Consider the following 704-nt stretch of genomic DNA (forward strand, 5'->3'; position numbering starts at 1 on the left):
CGATCGGCACATCCGGCGTGTTCCTCCGGCGGAACGTCATCACGCTGCTGTTGTCGATCGAGATCAGCTGAACGCGGTCAACCTGACGTTCGTTGCGGTCGGGCGCTACTTGGGCTCGGTCGACGGTCAGATCATCGTGTTCTTCGTGATGACCGTGGCCGCTGCGGAGGCCGCCGTTGGACTCGCGCTCGTCATTGCGCTCTTCAGGCACGGTGAGACGTTGAGTCCGGATGCGTTCACGTCGTTGAAGTGGTAATCGATGCTCGCGCTCATCCCTCTCTTTCCGTTGATCGGGTTCATCATCAACGCCCTCATTGGGCGGCGTCTGTCCAAGGCCGCCTCGGGGGGCCTGGCGTGTCTCGCCATGCTCCTCTCGTTTGGCGTGGCGGCGGTCGCGTTCTGGCGCCTGCTGGGCTTGCCGGCCGATGCACGGGTCGTCGACGAGACCGTCTTTACATGGATTTCCTCGGGCCGGTTCCAGGCTCCGTTGACGTTGCGTCTCGATCCGCTCGCGGCGCTGATGTGCCTCGTCGTGTCCGGCATTGGGTTTCTCATCCATGTCTACTCGACGGCCTACATGCACGAGGAAGCGGAGCACGAGTACGCGCGCTACTTTTCGTACCTGAACCTGTTTGCCGCCTTCATGCTCCTCCTCGTGCTGGGCGCGAACCTGCTGGTGATGTTCATCGGTTGGGAGGGCGTCG

Annotated in this window: 1 protein-coding gene and 1 pseudogene; both read left to right on the forward strand. The window is 62.5% G+C overall.

Annotated elements, in window-relative coordinates:
* Positions 1-256, forward strand: a pseudogene (nuoK, locus tag GEV06_28815) (NADH-quinone oxidoreductase subunit NuoK).
* A gap of 3 nt (positions 257-259) precedes the next feature.
* On the forward strand, positions 260-704 hold a 445-nt coding region (locus GEV06_28820), incomplete at its 3' end, for an NADH-quinone oxidoreductase subunit L (protein MPZ21846.1).

This window comes from Luteitalea sp. (assembly GCA_009377605.1).
Taxonomy (GTDB): domain Bacteria; phylum Acidobacteriota; class Vicinamibacteria; order Vicinamibacterales; family Vicinamibacteraceae; genus WHTT01.